Origin of the sequence: Micromonospora sp. WMMD1120 (assembly GCF_029626235.1) — a bacterium.
Classification (GTDB): Bacteria; Actinomycetota; Actinomycetes; order Mycobacteriales; family Micromonosporaceae; genus Micromonospora.
Window position 1 is genome coordinate 465,295 of the sequence record NZ_JARUBO010000005.1, and the last position, 20,975, is coordinate 486,269.

Sequence of the window (20,975 nt, forward strand, 5' to 3'; positions counted from 1 at the left end):
CCGATCATGGCGGACTGGAGCATCAGGGCGGCGTCGATGGCGGACGTGGCGGCCGTGGCCGAGCTACGGGCGGAGGTGCTGCGGGCCGATCTGGAACGCCTCGGGCGCTACGACGCACAACGGGTCCGGCAGCGCCTGCGCGATGGTTTCGTTCCGGCGTACACCTGGATCGTCGAGGTGGGTGGGGTGTTCGCCGGTTGCGTGGCGCTCCGGCCGGCCGCCGACGCGCACTGGCTGGAGCACTTCTACCTGGCCCCGCACCTGCAGGGCAGCGGGATCGGGACGGCCGTGCTGCGCAAGCTGCTCGAACGGTGCGACAGTGACGGCACCCTGGTCCGGCTGAACGTGCTGCGGGGCAGCCCGGCCCGACGGCTCTACGAGCGGCACGGTTTCACGCTCGAGAGCGAGGACCCGGTCGACGTCTTCCTGGTCCGAGCCCCAGCCGATCCAGCAGCAGGCCGGTTCCCCCCCGTCGGTTGATCATGAAGTTGTTGCCAAGACACGCCGAGGCGGTTGGCCATAACTTCATGATCAACGGGGCAAGGGAGGGCGGGGGGTGTCAATGTAGCGTTGACTTGTGGGGTTGGAGTTGGAGCGGTTGGGTGGGCTGCGGGTGAGCCGTGCTCGCCTTGACGAGCAGGAGTTGGAGCTCATCGACCGGGCCCGCTACGGGGGCGCCACCTGGGCTGAGATCGCGACCGCACTCGGCCTCGGTAGCCGGCAGGCCGCGGAGCAGCGACGCCAGCGCCTGGCGGCGGCCCGGTGGTCGCGTCGACAGCAGCTCGACAGTCGCGTCGCGCCGCAGCTCGTGGCGCTGCGCGAGGCTGTGGCCGAGCTGGGGCGGTGGATCGACGCCGATCGCCGGTGGGACAGCCGTTTCGTCCGGGCGGCACTCGTCCGGAGCACGGTGCGGGCCGCCCTGGACGCCGCGCCGGGCTCGCTGTACGCGCTGGCACTGCACCTCGCCACGGATCTCGCCGACGCCGGCGAGCCGTTGCCGGCGCCGGTCCGGACCGCGGCGGCCAAGCTCGACAAGGCTCTGTCAACCAATCATTGACACGCTCGGTAGGCATTGCCTGCGCCAGACTCAACACCAAGGATGTGAGTCACCCCGACTCACCTCTGGAGGCGTCATGCGCCGCAACGCCGCGCTGTTCGTGGCGATCTCCCTGCTGTCCGGCTTCGGCGGCAGCGCCATGTCCCTGGTGGCCGGCATCTGGATCCTCGACCTCACCGACTCCACCAGTCTCGCGGCGCTCGCCGGGCTCTGCGTGTACGCGCCGGTGCTCGTCGGCCCGTGGCTGGGCGGCCTGCTCGACCGTGTGCCCCGGCGACCCCTGGTGATCGTGGTCAACCTGCTGCTGGCCGCCACCCTGCTGACGCTGCTCGCGGTGCGTGGGGCCGGGCAGACCTGGCTCATCTTCGTCGTCTCGGCCGCCTACGGCGTCAGCTACGTGCTGATCGACGCCGGCGAATCGGCGCTGCTGCCGTCCGCGCTGGTTCCGGCGCAGCTCGGCATCGTCAACGGGTGGCGCTCCAGCGCGCAGGAGGGCATGAAGCTCGTCGCCCCGCTGGCCGGCGCCGGCCTGTACGCCTGGCACGGCGGTCACGCGGTGGTCGTGCTCAGCGCTGTCATGCCGGTCCTGGTCGCCAGCCTGTACGCGGTGCTCCGCCTGCGCCGGACACCTCCCGGGCGGGCCGAACCCGGCGAGGGCGACCTGAGCACCGGACTGACGGTCCTCTTCGGGCAGCGGGCGACGCGACTGCCGGTGGCGTTGGCCGCCGTGTCGATCGCCATGTCCGGCCTCACCACGGCGGCGGTCTACGCGATGGTCGTCACGGAGTTGCGGCTGCCGACGACCTTCCTCGGTGTGCTGGCCAGCGCGCAGGGCGCCGGCTCCGTCGTCGGTGGGTTGATCGTCGGCCGGCGCCTCGCCCGGAACGGTCCCGTCGCGGTCGGCGTCGCCGGGACGGTGTTGTTCGCGCTCGGTTGCCTGGCGCGGGTTCTGCCGTGGTGGCCGGTCACTGTGGTCGGCGCGCTGGTCGCCGGGGTCGGCCTGCCCTGGACCCTGGTCGCGGCCGTCACCGCCGTGCAGACGCGCACCCCGTCGGCGCTGCTGGGCCGGGTCTCCGCCACCGCCAACACCGCGATGTTCGGGCCGCTGGTCGTGGCGATTCCCCTCGGCTCCGCGGCCGTCCACCTCGGCGCCCGACCGCCGCTGGTCGCCGCCGCGGCGCTCTGCCTGGCGGCCGCGGCCGTCACGTCCGCTCGTCGCGTACCGGATGGGTCGCCTGGAAGGCGAGCCGACGGTCCGCGTCGGCGGCGATCCGATCCAGGATGTCGTCCAGGTCCAGGAACACCGACCACCGTTCACGGCCGGTGACGTCGGCCAGGCGGTCCACGAGCAACCCTTCCAGGTCGGTGACCCGCTTCCCCTTCCACACCTTGTCGGCCACGCTGACCAGCAGGTCGTCGACCTCGATGCCAGCGCGCCGCCAGGACGCGTGGTCACGCGCGAACCGGGCCCACGACTCGGTGACACCATGCTGTCTCAGCAGGTCGTACCCCGCGGCCTCGTGGGCGGAGCCGGGTCCGGACAACTCCTCCGGGTGCCGCACCTTGCCGATGTCATGGGTGGCGGCGCCGAAGAGCACCGCCGCACGGTCGAATGGGAGCTGCGGAAACATGTGCGCCAGCGCGTCGGTGAGTTGTGCGGCCACGTCGTGCACGGCGCGCAGGTGCGCGGCGAGGCGCGGCGGTGCGTGCAGGGCCTCCAGCAGGGCGACAACATTGTCGGGAAGGGGCCGGAGCGGCGGGTCGCCGGCCGCCGTGAGAGCGCGGCGCAGGGTGTCGGAGGTCACCCCGGCAAGGGTACGAGCGGCCCGCTCGGATCACCCGGCCCGCGCCGTCTGCTCGTGTGGATACTGATGGTCATGCCGCTCAGTCGGGACGAGGTCGAGCTGTTCGAGCGCTCCAGGGGTCGCCTGGAGGCGATCGCCTACCGCCTGCTGGGCTCGGCCAGCGACGCGGAGGACGCCGTGCAGGACACCTTCCTGCGCTGGCAGGCGGCCGACCGGGAGCACGTCGAGACGCCCGAGGCGTGGCTGACGAAGGCGCTCACCAACGTGTGCCTCAACCAGCTCACCTCCGCGCGGTCCCGGCGCGAGACGTACGTGGGCAGGTGGCTGCCGGAACCCGTCCTCGCCGGCGATCGGATGCTCGGGCCACTCGACACCGCCGAGCAGCGCGAGTCGGTCTCGATGGCGGTGCTGACCCTGCTGGAGCGGCTGTCGCCCACCGAGCGCGCGGTGTACGTGCTGCGCGAGGCGTTCGGCTACCCGCACGGCGAGATCGCCGAGATCCTGGGCATCACCGAGTCGAACTGCCAGCAGACCTTCCGGCGGGCCAAGCAGCACGTCGCAGCGGAGCGGACCCGCGCCGAGGTCGACCGGGACGCCGCTCGACGGATCGTCGCGGCGTTCCTCACCGCCGCCAACAACGGCGACATCGGGCGGCTGGTCGAACTGCTCACCGACGACGTGACGAGCGTCGCCGACGGTGGCGGCAAGATCCCGGCCCGGTCCGCCCCGATCATCGGCGCGCTGGCGGTGGCGAAGTTCCTGCGCGGCCTGTTCAAGCCCGCCGACGTCAAGCGGGACCTGGTCGGGGGCACACCCACCGTGCACGTCGCGACGGCGAACGGCGGCCCGGCCGCGCTGGTCGTGATCGACGAGCGGATCGTCGGGGTCATGACGCTGGTGGTGACGCCCGACGGTGTCGCGGCCCTGCACAACCAGGTCAACCCCGACAAGCTCGTCCGCGCCACCCGGCAGTGGTCCGCCGGCGTACGGGAAGAACCTCTCTTCCGCGCCTGGTGATCCAGCTCATAGCCGATCCCTGTCAGGAATCGCGTCGCCGCCCGGTTCAAGGGGCGACATCACCGAGACAGGAGCGTCGCCATGAGACACCGCATCGTCGTCCTCGGAGCCGGTTACAGCGGAGCCACCGCCGCGGGGCGCCTCGCCAAGCGGCTGCACCCCGACGACGTCGAGATCACCGTCGTCAACGCGGACGCCGACTTCGTCGAGCGGGTCCGTATGCACCAGCTCGCCACCGGGCAGAACCTGGCACGCCGTCCGCTGCGCGACATCTACGCGGGCACCGGTGTCGCGCTGCGACTGGCGCGGGCCACCGCCGTCGACGTCGAGCGGAAGACCGTCGCCCTCGTCGACGACCAGGGCGTCGCCGAGATCGCGTACGACACCCTCGTCTACGCCCTCGGCAGCACCGCCGCCGACCACGGCGTCCCCGGCGTCGCGGAGCACGCGTACGACATCGCCGGAAGGCCGGCGGCGCTGCGGTTGCGCGACCGCCTCGCCGAGCTCGGAGCCGGCGCGACGGTGCTCGTCGTCGGCGGGGGCCTCACCGGGCTGGAGGCGGTCACCGAGATCGCCGAGGCGCGACCCGATCTCGACGTCGCGCTCGCCGCCCGGGGCGGCCTGGGCGACTGGCTCAACGACACGGCGCGGCGACACCTGCGTGGTGTCTGCGACCGGCTGGGCATCACCGTGCACGAGCACACCGACGTCACGCGGGTCGACGCGTCGGGCGTCACCACCGGCGCCGGTCGCCTGATCCCGGCGCAGGTGACCGTCTGGACGACCGGCTTCGCCGTCCACCCGATCGCCGCCGCCACCACCCTGACCGTCGCGGAGACCGGACAGATCGTCGTCGACGGCACCATGCGGTCGGTCTCGCATCCCGACGTGTACGTCGTCGGCGACGCCGGTCTCGCCGCCGGGCCGGGCGGCAAGCCACTGCGGATGTCCTGCGCCTCGGGCGTCCCGATGGCCTGGCAGGCCGCCGACGCCATCGCCGCGCGCCTCACCGGTCAGACGAAGATCCCGAAGGCGCCGCTGCGCTACTTCAACCAGTGCGTCAGCCTCGGTCGCAACGACGGCATCATCCAGTTCGTGACGGCCGACGACCAGGCCCGGCCCGCCCAGCTCACGGGGCGGCTGGCGGCCCGCTACAAGGAGATCGTCTGCAAGGGGGCGGCCTGGGGCATCGCCCACCCGGTCCTGTATCCGGTGCGCCGCCGCCGGCTGACCGCGACCCGGCCGCAGGCGCTCACCACCGCGCCCTGACCGGCAGTCGGGGCGGGCCGGTTCCCGTCAAAACCGGCCCGCCCGCGCCCGCCCCGTTTCGCGGATCAGCGTAGGGACGGCGGGGCGCGGTGGCCACCGTCTCCGTCCGTTGCGCCCACGCCGTCGCCTGTCCGGGCTGCTCGGCGGCGTGTTCGAGGTTGTCCGAACCTGTTCGCGGGGTGCCGGGGCGGACCGCCACCGGACCGCCGGCAGTGACGGCCGTCACATCGGGCCGAGACCCGATACCGTACGGGGCATCGTCTTACCCGGTGTGAGACGACGACTGGACACCGCCGACGAGCAGGAGCTGGTGCGCCGCGTGGCCCGCGGTGACCGGCGGGCCTTCGACGAGCTGTACCGGCGTACCGCCCCCTGGTTGGAGGTGCGGCTGCGCCGGCGGTGCGCCGACCCGGACGTGGTCGCCGACGTGCTCCAGGAGACCTACCTGGCGGTCTGGCGGGCCGCCGGCAGCTTCGCCGGTGACCAGGTGAAGGGCAGCGCCGTCGGTTGGTTGTGGACCATCGCCGCGCACCGCCTTGTCGACGCGTTCCGACGCCGCGCCCGGCAGGCCCAGCTACCACCGGTGCACCCCACCGACACCGTCGTGCCCGCCGCCGAGGACGAGGTGCTCGCCGGCCGCGTCGGGCAGGAGCTGGAACGCGCCCTGGCCGTCCTGCCGCCCGAGGTCCGCGAGGCGCTGCGCGCCACGGTCCTCGACGGTTTCTCCATCCGCGAGACGTCGGTGCTGCTGGGCGTTCCCGAGAACACCGTCAAGTCCCGGGTACGCCGCGCTCGGATCGCCCTGCGGGAGGCCCTGTCATGACCACGCACCCCACCTGGAACGAGATCGACGGCTACGCCCACGGCGACCCCGCCCTGGACGAGGTGACCGTCTGGTCGGTCGAGATGCACCTCGAAGGCTGCGCCGACTGCAGGGCCCGCCTGGCCGGCAGCACCACAGCGGCGTCCCGCGCCCTGGTCACCACGGTGGCGGTCGCCGTCGACCGCGAGATCGCCGCCGGCCCCGCGCCGACCCGACGGCCCCGCTTCGGTACGCCGGTGCGACGTCGGTGGTTCGTCGGGGCGCTGCTGCCCTGGGTCGGCATGACGGCCGCCGTGCTCGGCGCCGCCGCGCTGCTCACCCACCTTCTGCCGGAGCTGCCGTCGCTGGTGCTGCTGCTCGCGCCGCTGGCGCCGCTGCCGGGGGTCGCGGCAGCCTGGAGCAGGCGCGTCGACCCGGCCTGGGAGCTGATCGCCGGCACCCCGTCGGCCGGTCTGACGATGCTGCTGCGGCGCACCGCCGTGGTGCTGGTCCTCGTCATCCCGGTGCTCGCCGCGTTCACCACCGTCGGCGGCAGCCGGGTCAACCCGGCGCTGCTGCTGCTGCCGTCCCTGGCCTTCACCGCCGCCACACTGCTGCTGGGCTCCGTCGTCGGCGTGCACCGCGCCGCGATCGGCCTGATGGCGGTCTGGGCCGCCGTCGTCATCGCCCCCAGCCTCGTCACCGCCGACCTGCCCGTGGTGCTCGAACCCGCCGCCACCGGCGGGTGGGCCCTGGGCACTGCCGCGCTGGCCGTCCTGACCCTGCTCCGTGCCGGCAGTTTCCGGCGCCTCGTCACGTACTGAGAGGATCCGCCATGCGAGCGGTGAGCACGGCCGAGACGGCCGCCACCACCCACCCCTGGGCCGTCCACGCCGAGGCGCTGAGGGTACGCGCCGGCCGCCACCTCGCGGTCGACGGGCTCGACCTGCGCCTGGGCACCGGCGTGCACGGTCTGCTGGGGCCCAACGGCGCGGGCAAGACGACCCTGATGCGTGCCCTCGCCACCGTGCTCAAGCCGGCCGGCGGTGGGCTGACACTGCTCGGCAGCCCGGTCGACGGCCGCGCCGACCTGCGCGCGGCCCGACGGGCGCTCGGTTACCTGCCGCAGCACTTCGGCTACTACCCACGCTTCACAGTGCGGGAGTTCGTGTCGTATCTGGCCTGGTTGAAGGAGATGCCCAAGTCCGCCATCCCGGCGGCCACGCAACGCGCGATCGACCGGGTCGGGCTGAGCGCCAAGGCCGACGCCCGGCTCCGGACGCTCTCCGGCGGCATGCTGCGCCGCGCCGGCGTCGCCCAGGCCATCGTCAACGACCCGCAGGTGCTGCTGCTGGACGAACCGACAGTCGGCCTCGACCCCGAGCAACGCCTCGACCTGCGCGAACTGCTGCGGGACCTGGGCACCGACGCCTGCGTGCTGGTCTCCACCCACCTGGTCGAGGACGTGGTCGCCGCCTGCACCGCCGTGGTGCTCGTGAACGAGGGTCGGCTGGTGTGGCAGGGCACGCCCGCCGAGCTGGCAGCGCACGGCGACGACGGCCACGCGGGTGACAGCCCCGCCGAACGTGGCTACTCGGCCCTGCTGCGCCGGCACCGGGCCGAGGTGGCACGATGAGCGTCCTCGGCATCGAGCTGCGCCGCTCCGCCGCGATCGGCGCCGCCCTGCTCGCGCTGGTGGTCGGTGTCGCCGCTCTCTACCTCGCCCCCGGACGCTGGTCGCAGGGCTGGATGTCGCTCACCCTGACCACCAAGGAATACCTGCTCCTGCTCTGGCCGCTCGCCCTGGCCGCCGGCGCCTGGCAGGGCCGCCGCGAGCACCGGGCCCGGGTCGGCGAGCTGTTCGACACCACCCCCCGGTCCCCGCTACGCCGGATGCTGCCGGTCCTCGTCGCGATGGGTGCCACCGTCGGGCTCTCCTACCTGCTCGTGGTCGTCGCGGGCGGCGTACGGGTCGCCCCGATCGCCGCGTACTTTCCACCGGACGTCGTCGCCATCGTGCTGGTCGACGCGTTCTCGCTGAGCGCTGCCTGCTGCCTCGGCCTGGGCCTCGGTCGACTGCTACCCGCCCTGGTCACCGCCCCGGCGCTCGCCGTGACCGGTGTGCTGCTGGTCTTCTTCACCGCGGTCATGCGGCCGGACTGGCTGGGCGCGGTGCTGTCCCCGGCCTACGGGAGCAGCCAGTTCTACCCGTTCCAGACCGTCGATCCCCGGGTGACCGGCGCGCTCGCCATCTGGATGGGCGCGCTCGGGCTGACGGGCGTGCTGCTGCTGGTCACCCGCGGCCGGTTCGCGCGGGCGACAGCCGTGCTGCCGGCGCTGCTCGGCCTCGGTGTCGCCGCGGCGATAGTCCCCCGTGACGAGGGCACGCTGATCGCGCCGGTCGACCCGGTCGCCCGCGAACTCGTCTGCACCGACGACGCGCCGAGGGTCTGCGTCACCCGGGTCAACGCGAACGTGCTGGACACGTTGGCCCCGCTCGCCCGCGACGGGCTGGGCGTGCTCGCGAAGCTGCCGGGCACGCCGACGCAGGTGCACGAGGACCGGCAGGTCTGGGCGGAATCCGACAACCTGCCCGTCCCGGACGACGACATCCTGACCATCACAGTGGGCATCGACGAGCACGGCGGCCTCGCCCACCCGGCCTCGGTGGCGACCCGGATCGTCCTCAGCCTGGGTGTCGACGGCACCGCCGAGTGCCCGCGCAACGGCGCTGTCGAACGGGCCGCCGCCTACTACCTGCTCGGTCGCGAGCCGGTCTCGGACGTCGGCGTCATCCCCGGCATGATCTCCGAGGAGCCGGAGATGAACGCCGAGGCCGTGGCGCTCTGGCGGGGTCTGCGCGACCTGCCGGCCGCGGCGGCGACGTCCCGCGTCGCCGCGGTGCGCGCGGCGATCCTGCAGTGCCGGGACAGCACCGGGCTGCTGGACCGGTGAGCGGCTACCTGCGCGCCCGCCGCGTACCCCTGGCCCTGGCCGCGTCGGTCGGCGCCGCCACTGTGGTCTGGGCCCTGTGGCTGGTCTTCTCCGACGAGCGTGACCCGGGCGGGCTGGTCGTCGTGCTGACCGTCGTCCTCATGGTGTCGGTGCTGTCGACCACGCTGGCCGCCCCCGACGAGGACCTGGAGCGCACGGCCGCGCTGCGGTGGCCGTGGCGGCGGGCAGCGCACCTGCTGGCCGCGCTGGCCGTCGTCCTCGTCGTGCTGCTCGCCACGGCGCCCACCGGCGCCCGCTTCGGCCCGGCCGCGCTGGTGCTGCGCGACGCCGCCGGTCTGCTGGGTCTGACCGCGCTGTGCGCGACCGTGGTCGGCGCGGCCCGCGCCTGGTTCCTGCCGCTCGGCTGGGCTGTGGTCGCCGCCCTGTTCCCCCAGTCGAGCGCCTGGGGAGCCCTCGCCACCTGGCCGGGTCAGCCGCACGACAGCCGTCCGGCGGCGGCGGTCGCGGCCGTCCTGGCCGTCGGGGGTCTCCTGGTGTACGCAGTGCGCGGGGCCGCCCGACGCGACTGACAGTCGTCAATGCCGGGTGTGCTGCTGTGCGAGACTGATGCCGTCGAACCCAGAGTGGACGGTGGATGATGTCGGCTGTTTCGCAACCATCGACGCTGATCGACGCGGTTGTCCGGCTCATGCGGGACCTGGCGATACACCCACTGGCGCTGGAGATCGACCAGGCCGGGGCACGGGTCCTGGCCGCCATGCCGGCCCACGCGCTGCGCCGGCGCAGCCGCGGCCCGTACACCGAGAACAACCTGCCGCCCGAGGCCACCGCGTTGATCGACTGGCTCGGGCTGCGGCTGTCCGTGCGCCGCGAGCCGGCCGACGTGACGATCGAGGGTGGCGGTCAGTGGCCCCGACTGCTGGTGGAGCTGCCGGTGACGCGCCTGACGGTGCGCTACGTGGTGCCGGAGGACGCCCCACCGGGCTACCAACCGGAGCCGAACAACGTCACCCTGTCCGGCGACGTCAACATCGCCCTGGAATTCCTCGCCACCTCGCTGCGCGCCCTGGGCGGGCGGCTGCGCGGCGAGCCGCCGATCACTGTCACGCTGACCTACCCGGACGATCCGAACTACGAGCGCAACGTCGCCGACGTGCCGGAGGACTTCCGGCGACTCATCCCCCCGGTCGTGGCCGACCTCGCGGTGGACCGCCGCCGGTTCTCGGCCAAGCAGCGCGCGGCCCACGACGAGGCGCTGCGCGCGGCGGCGTACGACGACCAGCCGCTGGAGCAGGCGGGCGGTTGGCTCACCACCCGGCTCGGATCGGCGCGGCTGCGCCTCAGCTCGTGACGTCGTAGTCCCAGTCCAACTCCCACAGCCGGATCGCCGGCCGGTCGTCGACCGACACCAGGTTGCGGCCGTCCTCGGTGAAGGTCACCGACGAGACGGGCTCCGGATGACCGTCGCACTCGTGCACGCGCCGCCCGGTCCGCGTGTCCCAGATGCGCAGCACCCGGTCCCGGTCGGCGGTCACCACGTACCGCCCGTCCGGGCTGACGTCGAACACGTCGGAGTCCGACGCGATGTCGCACAGCGTCCGACCGGTCGCCGTCTCCCACGCCGACAGCACCCGTCCGTGTTCCGTCGAGAGGACGGCGACCGCTGCGACCCGGCCGTCCCGACTCACCGCGAGGGCGTCGCCCCAGCTCTCCCGCTCGTACCGTCGCCGGCCGGTGAACACGTCCCAGACGGTCAGCTTGCCGGTGGAGTTGACCAGCAGGTGCCGGTTGTCCGGGGTGAACCGCAGCGCCACCGGTCCGATCCCCACCGGGACCGTGAGCAGCGGGCTGCCGGTGCCGGTCCGCCAGAGACGGCAGGTCCGGTCCTCCGCGCCGGCCGAGGCCGCGAAGCGACCGTCGTCGCTGAGCCGCACCGACCCCACCCGCCCCTGGTGCGCCACCATCGTGCGGACCAGGTGGACCGAGCGCGCCCGCCACAGGCACAGTGCCCCGTCGTCGTCACCGACGATCGCGTACTCACCCGCGCGGGCCAGGTCGGCGGCGCGCACCGCGCCCTGGTCGCCGTGCAACTCGGCCCGTCGCTTCCCGGCCGGCAGGTCCCACAGGTGTGCGGTGCCGCCCCAGTCCGCGGTGAGGGCGAGCCGCGCGTCCGCGGCGAGCACCACAGTGTGCGCCTTGCCCGCCCGCTCGGGGAAGGTGAGCAGTTGCCGGCCGGTCTGCAACTCCCACACCCGGACCAGGCCGTCGACACCGCCGGTGACCGCCAGCTCGCCGTCGGCGCCGAGCGCGGGGCGCAGCCCCGGCACGAAGGTGAAGGTGCCGCCGCGCAGCTCGTACCGCTGCCAGATGCCGAGCAGGTCGGACCGCTGCCCCGCCGTCCGGCCCAACTGCTCCCACCGCGCGCGCAGCTCCGGGTGACGCTCGAACCCGACGACCTCGCGGGCCGACCGAAGCTCCTCGGCCGCGCGCACCGGCATGCCCTGCCGCACGAACTCCTCGGCCCGCCCGATCCGGTCCCGGACCTGCGCCTCGCTCGACAACACCGTCCGCGCCGCCAACGGTCGCTCGTAACTCCAGGGCGCGCGCAGGGCGGGTCGGGGCAGCCGGTACGGGTGCAGGCCCCCGTACTCGTCACCGACGACGGTCACCCCGCCGTCCGCGCTGACCGCCACGCAGGTGAGGGAGAAGAGGTCGGCCAACTCCACCGGCAGCCCGTCGTGACGGGGAGCGATGGTCCGCAGGCAGCGGCCGGATGCCGTCTCCCAGACGCGTACCGGTCGGTCGATGCCGCCGGACCCGACGGAGACCGCTGTGTCGCCGTCACCGCTGAGCGCCAGCCGGGCATGCCGGTTCATGCTGTTCGGCACCGGCCCCCGTTGCCGGTTGGGTCGGGTCTCCCACACGTGCGCACGGCCTGACTGGTGGCCGATCAGCAACGCGTGTTCGCCGGACGGACTGAGCGCCACCTGGTCGACACCTGTCATTCGCATGTCCGCCGACTTGACCAGACGGTGCAGCCACCGTCCCGTGTCGACCTCCCAGACCACCACGCTGCCGTCCGAAGGGGCGGCCGACACCGCGACCTCGCCGTCCTCGCTCAGGCCCAGCCTGGTGACCGCCGCGGGACTCTCGTGGACGGTCGGCAGAATCCGGCCCGCCGAATCCAACCGCTGATAGGTGTGCGGCGGGTGCTCCAGCCGACGTCGCAGCCGCCCCCGACGGGTGTCCCACACCTCGATCCGGCCGTCCTCGTACCCGATGGCGGCGCCCGACCCGCTCAGCGTGACAGCGGTGGCTGTCGCGTGCCGGCGGCCCATCTCCCGCACGACCGCGCCCCGGTCCAGGTCCCACAGCTCGACGCGGCCGGCGTCCCAAACGACGAGGGCCGCACGGCCGTCCGGGGCGACCGCGAGCGCGCTGACCGCCGTGGCGTCGGTCCTGGTCGGCGTCAGTTCCCGCACGCAGCGCCCCTCGGCCAGCGACCAGATCCGCAGGCACCCGTCCTTACCGCCGCTGACCGCCGTCCGACCACCCCGCGCGACGGCCACGGCGGTGATGGCCCCGCGGTGGCCGGGCAGACGCCCCGGGTCCGGCTCCGTCCGGCGAGCGGCCAGGGCGCTGGCGGCGGCAGCCACGTCCGGGCTCGCCGACGTGCCGGCCAGCAACTGCCGGGCCGCCTCGTCGTCGCCCCGTTCGGCGTGCACGAACCCGAGCAGGTGGTCCGCCTGCCAGCGGTCACCGGCGACCTCCTGCGCCGTCCGCAACTCGGCCAGGACCTGCTGGTCGGTGATCGACCCGTGGCGCCACCGGTAGACCGCCCAGTTGTAGACCGCGGAGGCGTGGTGCGGGTCGATGTCGATGGCGTCCCGCCACAGCTGTGCCGACTCGCGGTCGCGACCGAGGTCGAGGAGGGAGAGCGCCTGGTTGGACAGGCTGCCGGCGAGCAGGCTCGCCGCCGGTGGCGGCACCCGGGGGTACGGCGTGCCGACGCTGTCGGCGTACGTCTCGGTGATCGTGGTGGCCACCTCGGCGAGGTCGCGCGGCCGATCCGACGGGTCGACGGCGAAGCACCGCCACAGCAGGTCGACGATCGGCTGTGGCATCGGCTGCGCGTCGGGCCAGCTCGCGCCCCCGGCGAGGAAGTCGGCGAACACCTCCCGGGCCGTCTGGCCGTAGCGGCAGGGCCGACGGCCGGCGAACATCTCCAGGACGCAGAGCGCCCACGACCACACGTCGGTGGCGCGGGTCAGCGTGGTCCGCGCCCCGGCCGCGGCCTCCGCCTGCTCGGGCGAGCAGTACGCCGGGGTCATCCCCCCGAAGCTGGCCGCCAGACTGGCCTCCGGTCCGCTGCCGGCGGCCGCCTCGACCGCTGCCCGAGCGCCGGCCAACCCGAAGTCGGTGACCTTCGCGGTCCAGTCGTCGCCCACGTCCACCATGATGTTGGCGGGTTTCACGTCCTGGTGGATGAGACCCTGCCGGTGGGCGTGGTCGATGCCCCAGGCGGACTGCACCGCCAGGTCGAGCGCCCGGGCGAGGAACCCGGTGCCCGGCTCGTCCGCGCCCGGACGCAGCCGCCCGGCCCGCACCACGTGCTCCAGCGATCCACCGGCGACCCACTCGGCGAACACACAGGGCAACGCGTCGACCCGACGCACGTACGCGCAGCTGACCACGTGCGGGTGCAGCCCGAGACCGACCCAGGTGCCCGCCTCGGTCTCGAAGCGACCGCGTCTGTGCTCGGTGGTGAGCTGCTCGGGGCGCGGCACCTTGACCGCGAGGTCGGTGCCCCAGCCGTGGTGCCGAACCCGGTAGACCAGGCCCATGCCGCCTTCGAGGGGCGGGTCCAGCACCTCGTACAGGTCCAGAACGAGCTCCCCCGGGCGCCACCGCATGGTGGCAGCCTGGCAGCCGGCCGGGCGCGGGACAACTGTCTGTCGATGGCTGACGGTAATCTCGGACGGCGACCGGCGACGACGAGGGAGTGCCGTGAGTTTCCGTTACTACCTCTACATCAGCGACACCAAGGTCGACATGCTGCTGTCGCAGATCGACCCCGGCTACCGCCGTGCGGGAACCGCCGAGTTCAGCCTGAAACTTCCCTTCGTGGGCGCCAAGCGCAACGTCGAGAGTCCCGCCGCCGACCAGGTGGGCCGGCTGGAACGGGTGACGCGCTACCTGGACGAGCACGGCGACGTCGGCTCGGTGGACGAGCCCGGGCAGTTCTTCCGAGGGCTGCTGCCGATGCAGTGGGGTCTGCTACCGACCGACGGCGGCCAGGTGATGGTCTACTTCGGCGGTCGTACCGAGAACACCATCGTCGGCCTCGGCGGGTCGTCGTTCCACGTGCTCGGCGGTGGGCCGCCGGCCGCACAGCCTCCTCCGCACGTGTTCGGGGGAATGTCCAACATGCCCTCGCTGCTCAGCGGCCTCGTCGACGCCGTCGACGCCGACGAGGCCGACCGGACGCCGCTGACGGCCGGGGCGAGCCTGGACGCGGCCGACACGCAGGCGCTGGCGTCGGTGCATCGGGCCGGCGGTCGCCTGCGCGGGCCGGCACAGAATGTCGAGTTCCTGGCCAAGAGACTGCTCAGCGGGCCCAGCCCGTACCCGGAGCTGGACGGCCGCCCCGGCATGACGGTGCTGCTCGGCTCCCCGCTGTACGTGGCGCTCGTCGATTGAACCCGGTGCCCGCGTCCCCGACCGTCACGGTCGTCGTGCGGCTCGGGTCGCACACCGAGTCGTACGCGTTCGACCGGCGCGCGCGGATCGTGGTGGGTCGTGCACCCGACTGCGGCATCCACGTCGACGACGGACGACGCCGGATCTCCCGCCACCACTGCCTGCTCGACGTCGACCCGCCGACGGTGCGGGTACGCGACCTCGACAGTCGCAACGGCACACTGGTCAACGGTCGTCGGATCGACGACGAACACGAGCTGTTCCCCGCCGACCAGGTCCACGTCGGGGGCGCCGTCCTGCGCGTCACCGTGGAGCACCCTCATCCGCCGGAGGCGACCAGGCCGGACCCGGATCGGGCCCTGCCGGCGCTGCGGGCGGCCGTGGCGGACGGCGCTCCCGGTCTGCGCGAGTTCGCCGACCACCAGGTGCTCGACGAGATCGGTCGCGGCGGCCACGGTGTGGTCTACCTGGCCCGCCACCGACCGACCGGCGAACTCGTCGCCCTCAAGACGCTCCTCGCCGACCACGTCGTCGACCCGTCCGCCCGGGACATCTTCCTGCGGGAGATCGCCTGCACCCGGCAGCTGCGCCACCAGAACGTCGTCGCCCTGCGCCACGCCGGGGCGGCCGGGGAGGCGTTCTACTTCACCTGCGAATACTGCCCCGACGGCAACGTGGCCCAGCTCGTCGCCCGGCGTGGTGGCCGGCTCGCCGTCGACGAGGCCGTACCGATAGTCCTGGACGCGCTGGACGGCCTGGCGCACGCCCACCGGGCGGAACTGCCGGTCGTGCTCGCCGACGGACGGACGGCGCTCGCCCACGGCCTGGTGCACCGGGACGTCACGCCGCAGAACCTCCTGCTCGCCGCCGGTCCGGTCACCAAGGTGGCCGACTTCGGGTTGGCCAAGGCCTTCGACCAGGCCGGGCTGTCCGGGCACACCCGCACCGGCGCCACCGGCGGCAGCGTCGGCTTCCAGTCCCGGGCCCAACTGGTCGACTACAAGTACGCCCGGCCGGAGGTCGACCTGTGGGCGGTCACCGCCTGCCTCTACTGGATGCTCACCGGGGCGACCCCCCGCGACTTCCCGCCCGGGGCCGACCCGATCGCCGTGGTCCTGCGCACGTCGGTGGTGCCGGTGCGGCACCGCCTCGGGTCCGTTCCGCGCCGGCTGGCGAACGTGATCGACGAGATGCTCGTGGACAACCCCCGGGTACCCGAGGCGACGGCGACGGAGCTGGCCGACGCTCTCCGGCAGGCCCTCTGACACCTCAGGCCGGCGGCTCCTGCTCGATCAGGCGCACCAACAGCAGTGCCGTGCGCCCGTCGGGCTCGACGTGGGCGAGTACGGTCCGGCAGGTCAACTACCGCGTGCTGCCGTCGACGGGTGCCTGACGGAGCACGGCTTGGGGTGACAGCGTGATCGACTCGGGTTCCTGGACGTCGGGCTATCAACGGCGCGTTGAGGCCGCGCTTTCCAGGAACCCGAGTTGATCAAACCGGGCGCGAGTCGACGGTGGCCTCCCTTACCAGGCGGAACAGGTCCCGGCGTACCGCCGGCCAGTGCTCGGTGAGCGCGTGCCGGGCGGCGCCCACCGCGTCGACGGCGGCCACGCCGGCGCCCAGCGCCGCGTGCAGGGCGTGCACGGCATCGGCGCACGCCCGCACGTCCGCGCCCTGCGCGGTCAGGCGGACGACCCGCCACCGGGTCTCCTCGTCGACTGTCAACCCGCGCTCGACGGCCTCCACCGCCTGCCCCACCAGGTCGTCGTCGCTGAACCGGAACCGCGCCGTCACCGCCCGCACGGCGAGCGCCAGCGCCTCCCGCCGTACCCGCTCGGGCGCGGCCCGCAGCCGCGCGTCCAGATCGGGCTCGTAGTGCCCGAAGTTCGACGGCGGCCTCGGGTCGGACGGGATCGCGCCCAACCGCACCGTCACCCACGGTCCGGCCTCCGGGTCGGCCCCCTCGTCGCTCATCCACTCCGCCGGCAGCCGCACGCCGGTCCGCCGCTCCACGAACGCCATCGCCGCCGGCCGCGCCTGCTCGGTGCCCCGCGCGGCACGTACGTCGTCCAGGTCTTCGGCGAACGCGGACGGGTCGTCGCCGTGCCGCCGCTCCGGATCGTTCAGGTCCATCCAGGTGAGCACCCTGCCGTACACCGCATACGTCAGGCCGCCGTTGCCGTTGATGGTCCACTCGACGGTGTGCACCCGCGTGCCGTCACTGAGCCAACGCAGCACCTCGGGCCGGCTCAACGCGCAGCCGTTGTCCTGGAACACGGTCACGTCCGGGCCGATCTGGACCAGGTCGGCGAACTCGCCCGACCGGTCGTCACCCGGCTGGACCCGCCGGGCCCGCAGCCGTTCGATGACCCCGTCCACAGTGGCTGCGGCACTGGCCGGCTGCACCACGGCCCAACTCAGCCCTTCGGCGAGCCAGTCCCGCTCGGCCAGGAATTCGTCGTAGTACCGCACCGCGTCCGACACCATCGGCACACGGTACGACGATCACCGCCGCCGGTGGTGCCGCCGCTCGGTCTTGCCTGATCTATCGACCGTCGAATACGTCATCGAGCACCAGCCTCGCCCTGGCAGGCACCTCTTCGTCGGGAAATATCTCCGCACACAGACCGACAACTTGTTCCGCGCTGGTCAATCCAAGGCGCTCGACCAAGAAGCGGATGTCCTCAGCGTCTCTTCGCCGCGCGGCGAGCACCTTCATAGCCAACATGTGCTCTGGGGACGCCGCTGCCACCCGCAGGCCAGGATGGTCGAAGACGCGAGGGGCCGTCGCATCGCCGCCTGGAGCCACGTAGGCGCTTGCCTGCTCGTTGAGCCACCAGTCTGGAAGACCGATTTCGCGAGCAACAGCCCTTGCTTCGTCGAGCACGACACCGTGCGGTTGAAAGACGGCATCGATGTCCCGGGTCGCCCGGCGAGCGTCATAGGCCAGGGCCATCGCGGCCCCGCCGAAAATGTAGATATCTGCGACCACGCCTCGCTTCGCCAGCCGATCGCCCAGCCGACGGAAGGCGTCTTCAATCGATGCGCGATCCAGCAGTGGGTCGTCTGCGCTCACGCGACGTTCAACTCCTGTGCCGCTACATAGACCCCGCGCCGCCTGAACGCCGCTGGCGCGTGCACCACGGCATCGACACGAGCAGCCGGAGTGTTGAAGGGGAACCAAAATTGTCGCAGCGTCCGCGTCGCGACCCACGATGGCGCGCCGCGGCCGTCCTTTGCCGCCAAGTGCTCCGCCAGCGCAGCAAGGAAGACATCCCATCGCTCATCACCGGTTGGCGGGGGTTCCTCCTCCAGCAGCCTTGGTCGGACCTCGGCCGGCTCCCACCGATACTCCTCCAGAAACTCCGCCACCAGCCGCCATCGTCGCGTCTCGTCAGCCCCGGCGAGGAGATAAGCCAGTCGCTCAACCGTCAGCGGCTCGTAGGCCGCAGCGCGATCCTTCACAGCCACGACGGTAGTACACGGGCAGGCAGATCCAGACGTTCCAGGGCTGCTGGACCGAACACCCTGCGCTACCTATACTGACCTGGTCCTGTCCGGTCAGAAATGAGCCATCGATGCCTCCCCGCACCACGCCAGGAAATACGGCGCTGGCGACCGCCATACGCGAACGGCGAGTTGCTCTCAACCTCAGCATCGAGGAGGCAGCCGCCAAGGCTGGAGTCGGAGCGAAGTCTTGGGGCCGTTACGAGTCAGCGGGGGCTATACGCCACGACAAAGTTCGCGGCGTTTGCCGAGCCCTGGGTTGGAGCAAGCTGCCAGGCGACGAGCAGGGCTCCGACAACACGGACGACGACTGGCTCCGCAATATCGACCACGGCCATGAGGCGTGGTCGCAAGCACTCAGCGACCTTTACGGCCGAGCGTGCGCAACGACGTTCGCGGCAGGCAGCGGCCTCATCCACGATCATCTCGCCGACGATCTCAGAGCCTTGGCTGAGCACCCTCGAGGTACTCACCTAGGCCAACTCGCGGCATCGTGGTTCGACGGTGAACTGCCACCTCAGTTCCTACCACGCTACGACTACGAGTTCATCTACGAGCTCAAGGCCGCGGTGATCCGCCTTCGCCGGCGGTTCGCTCACGGGGACCTCGTCGCCCACACCGTGCTGGAGGAACTCGCGCTCTACTTGATCTTCGGAGAGGCTGAACTTCTTGCCGACATGAGCCCAGCCCTCTTCGATGGGGAGAACGACGATTGGCGTGAGTGGCTGACCGGGATTCTCGGTGACACGGATATCGAGCTCCTTCTGTTCACACCCGACTGGGCCCTGACCCCCGACTTCAACTACCACTTCGATCATTGGAACAAGAAACAGTTCAATACCAGCGAAAGTGGCAAGATCTCAACTGGTTAGGAGCCTGCTACGACGTGACCGGCCCTTGACCATGCAGCTCAGGGCAGCTTCGGCAGCACGTCCTCGTGCGGCAGAACCTCGGCGAGCACCATTGTCAGGTCGGCAGCGGAGCTGCGCGTGCAGTACGGCCTCTGCTCCGGGTCCCGCACCTCCAACCCGACCGGGGCACCGAGCAGGCCCGGGCGTTCGCGAGCCGACCCTGGAGCTGGAGATCCTGGTACGCCGGCTCCCACCACACCGCGAACGCGTGCTTCAGGTCGGCACCCCGGTCAGCGCGTCCGGGTCTCCCACACCGGCCGCTGGGGCTCGTCGTTGTGGACGACGATGTCGGCGTGCTGGGTCGGTCGGACCGCGGCGAAGTAGAGCTGCTGCGAGGGGATGTAACGCTCACGCCAGCGCCGTTCGACGTCGGCCCGAGTCGACACCCGGCGTTCCCGGATCACCGCACGATCGACGGTCTTCCTCAGCGTCGTCGACACGAAGACGCGCAGGTCCCACCGGTCGATCAGTTCCGGGCGCATCAGGAAGACGCCGTCGAAGACGAGCACGGCGTCGGCCGGGGCGGTCGTGACCCGCGGAGACAGCACGGCATCGGCGACGGGGTGGTAGACCGCGTGCTGGAAGCGCCGATCTCCGAGCGGACCGAGCGGATCGAGCAGAACCCGATTCAGCACGCTGTGGTCGTGGGCGTCGTGGTAACAGCCTTCGGCCGAGTACTCGCCGCGTCGATAGCGCTGCGACCGAGGGGCGAGGAAATCGTCGATGGAGGCGCGGATGACGTGACGGCCCTCTCTCCGCAGGACGGCGGCCAACTCGTCGGCGAGGGTGGTCTTGCCAGCGGCAGGCGGCCCGTCGATGGCGACCCGCGTCGGGTGGGCCACGGCCACGGAACCGACGGCCTCAGCCAGGCGGTCGAGCAGGTCGTCGCGGGTGCCGTGCATCAGCTGAACGTCCGGCCTACCGGAACTGCCCGTTGCTGCCGGAACGGCTCGACGTGCGCCAGGCGTTACGTTCCATGCTCGCTCAGCTCCCTGATGAACGTGACCGACTCGGCGGGCGACATCGCCAGCATCCTCAGCTTGTCGTACGCCATCGACAGCCGCGCCCCCGGGTGCGCGGCCTGTCGACCGAGGAGGTCGGCTGAACAGCGAATCGAATTCGTTGTCGGCCTTCGGTGGGCGGAACATCGACAGTCGTAGGATGCCCGCCGTGGGATACTCGGTGTGGCCTTCCGGTCGTCTGCACCTGCCAGAATCGGACGACGCCGCCGCGACAGCCGCCGCCAAGGCCGCCATGGCCGAGCAGGGTGGGGGGTACCAGCCCGACGCCGACGCGAACGAGACGCTCGTCGACATCGCGTGCGAGGCCAGAGCCTCGATCATCCGCGACGGGGACTGGGTCGAGTTCGATCACGACGACGAGGGCGACCCCAAGTGGTCGAACCAGGCGACAGCCTTCTACGTCGCCATCGCGCCGTTCGTCCGCTCCGGCGTCGTGCAGATCGAGGGCGAGGACGGCGCCCGCTGGTCCTACACGTACGCCGACGGGAGGGTGACCCAACAGGGTTGGAACGGCTGGGACGGATCGATCGAGCCGTTCGGTGACTACGTGGATCTCCCCTCGCCGGACTAGGGCGTCGCACCACCGACTCTCGCGCTCAGTCGGCTCGAATCACCTCATCCGGCCCTGTCTCATTCTGAGACGCGCGCTGCCGTTGCCGCAGCAGCGCAGCGGACACCGTGTGGCCGACACCACCGAGCGCCCACAACGCGGCAAATACCCATCGCCACGGCTCGGGGTTGCGGACGGCCAGGGTCAGCCACCCGGCGGCGATGAACAGCCAGACGCCTCCCGCGATGAAACCCCGCTTCGGCGTCTTCTCCGTCTGCCACCACGGATTCCTGGCCGGCTCCATATGGGCGATCATCGCACCCACCGAAGCATTGAGCCATTAGCGGAGAACCCGCTTGACGACCGCAGAGATGACCGG

21 protein-coding genes and 1 pseudogene are annotated in these 20,975 nt (G+C 72.1%); 15 read left to right on the forward strand and 7 right to left on the reverse strand.

Annotated features, from left to right (window positions below; all coding sequences use genetic code 11):
- The first annotated feature begins 6 nt into the window (after nucleotides 1–6).
- From O7634_RS02220 to O7634_RS02230, 3 genes are all read left to right on the forward strand, one after another.
- The gene (locus tag O7634_RS02220; RefSeq protein WP_278148507.1) at nucleotides 7–480 is read left to right on the forward strand and encodes a GNAT family N-acetyltransferase; all 474 of its coding nucleotides are present in this window, start codon (nucleotides 7–9) and stop codon (nucleotides 478–480) included.
- 97 nt (nucleotides 481–577) lie between these two features.
- The gene (locus O7634_RS02225; RefSeq protein ID WP_278148508.1) at nucleotides 578–1,057 is read left to right on the forward strand and encodes a hypothetical protein; all 480 of its coding nucleotides are present in this window, start codon (nucleotides 578–580) and stop codon (nucleotides 1,055–1,057) included.
- Nucleotides 1,058–1,133: 76 nt separating this feature from the next.
- Nucleotides 1,134–2,384, forward strand: coding sequence for an MFS transporter (locus tag O7634_RS02230; protein WP_278148509.1), 1,251 nt, complete (start codon nucleotides 1,134–1,136; stop codon nucleotides 2,382–2,384).
- Here the strand turns inward: O7634_RS02230 and O7634_RS02235 are convergent.
- Nucleotides 2,278–2,862, reverse strand: a pseudogene (locus O7634_RS02235) (HD domain-containing protein); the annotation flags it as partial. The gene O7634_RS02230 and the pseudogene O7634_RS02235 sit on opposite strands and share 107 nt — an antisense overlap.
- A gap of 72 nt (nucleotides 2,863–2,934) precedes the next feature.
- On the opposite strand from O7634_RS02235, the gene O7634_RS02240 reads away from it, so the two are divergent.
- The 8 genes from O7634_RS02240 (at nucleotide 2,935) to O7634_RS02275 (ending at nucleotide 10,256) form a co-directional block, all read left to right on the forward strand.
- Nucleotides 2,935–3,879, forward strand: coding sequence for an RNA polymerase sigma-70 factor (locus O7634_RS02240; protein WP_278148510.1), 945 nt, complete (start codon nucleotides 2,935–2,937; stop codon nucleotides 3,877–3,879).
- 81 nt (nucleotides 3,880–3,960) lie between these two features.
- Nucleotides 3,961–5,148, forward strand: coding sequence for an FAD-dependent oxidoreductase (locus O7634_RS02245; RefSeq protein ID WP_278148511.1), 1,188 nt, complete (start codon nucleotides 3,961–3,963; stop codon nucleotides 5,146–5,148).
- A 271-nt stretch (nucleotides 5,149–5,419) separates the two neighbouring features.
- On the forward strand, nucleotides 5,420–5,971 hold the full coding sequence (locus tag O7634_RS02250) for a sigma-70 family RNA polymerase sigma factor (RefSeq protein WP_278148512.1): 552 nt from the start codon (nucleotides 5,420–5,422) through the stop codon (nucleotides 5,969–5,971).
- A complete protein-coding gene (locus O7634_RS02255) occupies nucleotides 5,968–6,774 on the forward strand; it encodes a zf-HC2 domain-containing protein (RefSeq protein ID WP_278148513.1) in 807 nt (268 codons plus the stop codon). Before O7634_RS02250 ends, O7634_RS02255 begins: the two co-directional genes overlap by 4 nt.
- An 11-nt stretch (nucleotides 6,775–6,785) precedes the next feature.
- Nucleotides 6,786–7,586: an ATP-binding cassette domain-containing protein gene (locus O7634_RS02260; RefSeq protein WP_278148514.1), complete on the forward strand. Its 801-nt coding sequence runs from the start codon at nucleotides 6,786–6,788 to the stop codon at nucleotides 7,584–7,586.
- On the forward strand, nucleotides 7,583–8,905 hold the full coding sequence (locus O7634_RS02265) for a hypothetical protein (protein WP_278148515.1): 1,323 nt from the start codon (nucleotides 7,583–7,585) through the stop codon (nucleotides 8,903–8,905). The genes O7634_RS02260 and O7634_RS02265 overlap by 4 nt, the downstream gene beginning before the upstream one ends.
- The gene (locus O7634_RS02270; RefSeq protein WP_278148516.1) at nucleotides 8,902–9,474 is read left to right on the forward strand and encodes a hypothetical protein; all 573 of its coding nucleotides are present in this window, start codon (nucleotides 8,902–8,904) and stop codon (nucleotides 9,472–9,474) included. The genes O7634_RS02265 and O7634_RS02270 overlap by 4 nt, the downstream gene beginning before the upstream one ends.
- 68 nt (nucleotides 9,475–9,542) lie before the next feature.
- Nucleotides 9,543–10,256 carry a hypothetical protein gene (locus O7634_RS02275; protein ID WP_278148517.1) on the forward strand — a complete coding sequence of 238 codons (714 nt, stop codon included), beginning with the start codon at nucleotides 9,543–9,545 and terminating at the stop codon, nucleotides 10,254–10,256.
- On the opposite strand, the gene O7634_RS02280 is transcribed toward O7634_RS02275, so the two are convergent.
- Nucleotides 10,246–13,818 carry a protein kinase gene (locus tag O7634_RS02280; RefSeq protein WP_278148518.1) on the reverse strand — a complete coding sequence of 1,191 codons (3,573 nt, stop codon included), beginning with the start codon at nucleotides 13,816–13,818 and terminating at the stop codon, nucleotides 10,246–10,248. The genes O7634_RS02275 and O7634_RS02280 overlap by 11 nt on opposite strands.
- A 94-nt stretch (nucleotides 13,819–13,912) precedes the next feature.
- Between O7634_RS02280 and O7634_RS02285 the strand changes: the two genes are divergently transcribed.
- Nucleotides 13,913–14,605, forward strand: a complete 693-nt coding sequence (locus O7634_RS02285) for an SAVMC3_10250 family protein (RefSeq protein ID WP_278148519.1) — start codon at nucleotides 13,913–13,915, stop codon at nucleotides 14,603–14,605.
- 5 nt (nucleotides 14,606–14,610) lie between these two features.
- Nucleotides 14,611–15,870, forward strand: coding sequence for an FHA domain-containing serine/threonine-protein kinase (locus O7634_RS02290; protein WP_278148520.1), 1,260 nt, complete (start codon nucleotides 14,611–14,613; stop codon nucleotides 15,868–15,870).
- A 227-nt stretch (nucleotides 15,871–16,097) separates the two neighbouring features.
- Here O7634_RS02290 and O7634_RS02295 read toward each other — a convergent pair whose 3' ends face one another.
- Genes O7634_RS02295 through O7634_RS02305 form a run of 3 tightly spaced genes read right to left on the reverse strand, consistent with a single transcriptional unit; the run spans nucleotide 16,098 to nucleotide 18,071 of the window.
- Nucleotides 16,098–17,093, reverse strand: coding sequence for a DUF6461 domain-containing protein (locus O7634_RS02295; RefSeq protein WP_278148521.1), 996 nt, complete (start codon nucleotides 17,091–17,093; stop codon nucleotides 16,098–16,100).
- 58 nt (nucleotides 17,094–17,151) lie between these two features.
- Nucleotides 17,152–17,682: a DUF6036 family nucleotidyltransferase gene (locus O7634_RS02300; protein WP_278148522.1), complete on the reverse strand. Its 531-nt coding sequence runs from the start codon at nucleotides 17,680–17,682 to the stop codon at nucleotides 17,152–17,154.
- Entirely contained in the window at nucleotides 17,679–18,071 is a 393-nt protein-coding gene (locus O7634_RS02305) for a hypothetical protein (RefSeq protein ID WP_278148523.1), read from the reverse strand. Before O7634_RS02305 ends, O7634_RS02300 begins: the two co-directional genes overlap by 4 nt.
- A gap of 113 nt (nucleotides 18,072–18,184) precedes the next feature.
- On the opposite strand from O7634_RS02305, the gene O7634_RS02310 reads away from it, so the two are divergent.
- Nucleotides 18,185–18,985: a hypothetical protein gene (locus tag O7634_RS02310; protein ID WP_278148524.1), complete on the forward strand. Its 801-nt coding sequence runs from the start codon at nucleotides 18,185–18,187 to the stop codon at nucleotides 18,983–18,985.
- 269 nt (nucleotides 18,986–19,254) lie between these two features.
- Here O7634_RS02310 and O7634_RS02315 read toward each other — a convergent pair whose 3' ends face one another.
- Entirely contained in the window at nucleotides 19,255–19,929 is a 675-nt protein-coding gene (locus O7634_RS02315; protein ID WP_278153842.1) for an AAA family ATPase, read from the reverse strand.
- Nucleotides 19,930–20,185: 256 nt separating this feature from the next.
- Here O7634_RS02315 and O7634_RS02320 point away from each other — a divergent pair, with 256 nt between their 5' ends.
- Nucleotides 20,186–20,617 carry a hypothetical protein gene (locus O7634_RS02320; protein ID WP_278148525.1) on the forward strand — a complete coding sequence of 144 codons (432 nt, stop codon included), beginning with the start codon at nucleotides 20,186–20,188 and terminating at the stop codon, nucleotides 20,615–20,617.
- A gap of 25 nt (nucleotides 20,618–20,642) precedes the next feature.
- On the opposite strand, the gene O7634_RS02325 is transcribed toward O7634_RS02320, so the two are convergent.
- A complete protein-coding gene (locus O7634_RS02325; RefSeq protein ID WP_278148526.1) occupies nucleotides 20,643–20,921 on the reverse strand; it encodes a hypothetical protein in 279 nt (92 codons plus the stop codon).
- Between the last annotated feature and the right edge of the window lie 54 nt (nucleotides 20,922–20,975).